Origin of the sequence: Streptomyces sp. OR43, assembly GCF_008042275.1 — a bacterium.
Classification (GTDB): Bacteria; Actinomycetota; Actinomycetes; order Streptomycetales; family Streptomycetaceae; genus Streptomyces.
Window position 1 is genome coordinate 1 of the sequence record NZ_RDBK01000136.1, and the last position, 2,301, is coordinate 2,301.

The following is a 2,301-nucleotide window of genomic DNA, read 5'->3' on the forward strand; positions in this document are numbered from 1 at the left end:
GCCTTGGGGAAGTTCTTCGCTGTCGCCTCGAACGCCTGCCTGGGGACGGGCGTTGCCAGGGTGCCCGTGCGTGATTCGGCCGCCTGGGCCGAGGAATCCGCGTCGTGACCCTTGTCAGGCCGCTGCCACGTCCTTAACGTATGGAAGCGCCACTCGGCGACCATCGTGCGGGCCTATCGAACCGCACAGCGGACCAAGATCCGCTTTCACTCTCTCTTACCTTCGCCGCCCACCGGACCATCAGGTGGACCGGAATTCGGCAGGGTCATGCCACGAAAGAGGGTTCATGGACAGACGCAGTTTTCTCGCCACAGCCGCGGCCGGCACGACCGCGGGCATCGCTGTTCTCAACTCCCCGGCCCAGGCGGCCGAATCACGCACGGGCACCCTGGCAACGCCCGTCCCCAGGCAGGCGTTCGAGGCGACAGCGAAGAACTTCCCCAAGGCCGGGGGCAATCTGGCCAACCAGAACTACTCGTCCCTCAAGAAGATCACCCCGCGCAACGTCAAGCAGCTCGGCGGGGCCTGGCACATCAACCTGGAGGGCGGCGACACCGGCCGCGCCCAGCAGTGCGCCGTCGTCGCCCAGGACGGCGTGCTGTACGTCGCCACCACGCAGCAGAACATCTTCGCCGTCAACGGCCGTACGGGAGCGGTCACATGGAAGACCAGCGTCGGCACCGAGACCACCAACATGCGCGGCGTGGCTCTCGGTGAGGGGCTCGCCTTCACCATCTCCGGCGCGAACATCATCTACGCCCTGGACCAGCGGACCGGCGCGGTCGTGTGGACCAGGGAGATGCTCATCGAGGACCAGGGCGACCCCGGGTGCGACCCGGCCAGCGGTCAGTGCGGCGGCAGCAAGGGCAGCCTCGCCGGCGCGGTCGTCTACTGGGACGGCCTGATCTACGTCGGCACACAGGGCAGCACCGCAGGCGCCCGCGGACGGGGCTACGCGCTGAGGGCGGCGACCGGCGAAGTCGTCTGGACCTTCTGGGGAACCCCCGGCCCCGGCGAGTTCGGCCACGACACCTGGGAGGGCGACACCTGGAAGACCGGTGGCGCCGTGTGCTGGATCCACCCCGCCGTCGACCCCGAACTGGGCCTCGTCTACTGGACTTTCGGTAACCCCTACCCCCGCACCGACGGCTCCACCAGGGGCGGCGACAACCTCTTCGCGAACTGCCTGGTGGCCATCGACGCCAAGACCGGGAAGCGCCGCTGGCACTTCCAGTCCGTACATCACGACATCTGGGACTACGACGGCGTCATGTCCCCGGTGCTCGCGGACATCCAGATCAAGGGCCGCAAGCGCAAGGTCGTCGTCTACGGCAGCAAGACCGGCATGTACTACATCCTCGACCGCGCGACCGGCGACCCGGTCCACGGCATGGAGGAGCGGCCGGTACCGCAGCACGCGGCACAGAAGACCTCACCCACCCAGCCCTTCCCCGGAGGCGAACCCTTCGTCGAGACCGAACCCCGCATCGACAAGGCGACCCGCCCGGTGCCGTTCTACGCCACCGGCGGCGTCTTCGAGGTCCACTGGGACCGCCCCACCATCCTGTACCCGGGTGCGGGAGGCGGCGCGGACTGGTCCTCCCCTTCCTTCAGCCACCGCACAGGACTGGTCTACGTCGGCTACGGGCTGATCAACTCCGCGTACTCCAACACCCACGGCGGCCGGGTCAACACCGCCCGCCCGCTCGGCGAGTACTTCGCCGGCGGCGTCGTGGCCGTCGATCCGCGCACCAACACGGTCTCCTGGCGACAGGAGGGCGACTGGTCGCTCGCCCACGGAAACGGCGTCCTCAGCACCGCGAGCGGTGTGCTCTTCCAAGGGCGTCCCGACGGTGTCCTGACCGCCCTGGACGACGCCAACGGCGAGGAGCTGTGGACCTGGCAGTGCGGCGCGGGCGTCAACACCAGCCCCATGACGTACGAGGTCGACGGTGAGCAGTACGTCGCCGTGCTGGCCGGCGGCAACGGTCTGCCCTATCCGGACATCCCGCGCGGCGACCACCTGTGGGCGTTCAAGGTCGGCGGCAAGGTCGGCCCGGCCCCCGCGCCCACTCCCCCGTCCAAGCGCAACCAGATCCGCTCGGCAGCCGTCAGCGGCGCGACTGCCGGCAACACGATCACGCTGGGCCGCGTCTGGGACAGCGCGAAGAACGCGCCGGGGGCCGCCGAGAACCTGGTGGCGCAGAACGCCATGTCCCCGCAGCACCTCGCCGTCGCCCGAGGCACGACGGTGACCTTCACCAATCCGGCGGCGAACAAGTCCGCGCACGGGGCGGTCGC

General features: G+C 69.4%; 1 protein-coding gene. It reads left to right on the forward strand.

Translation table 11 applies throughout. The features are described 5' to 3' along the window. Positions 1-286 precede the first annotated feature (286 nt). Positions 287-2,301: pyrroloquinoline quinone-dependent dehydrogenase (locus tag EAO72_RS41610; RefSeq protein ID WP_148022559.1), on the forward strand; the 2,015-nt coding region annotated here is incomplete at its 3' end.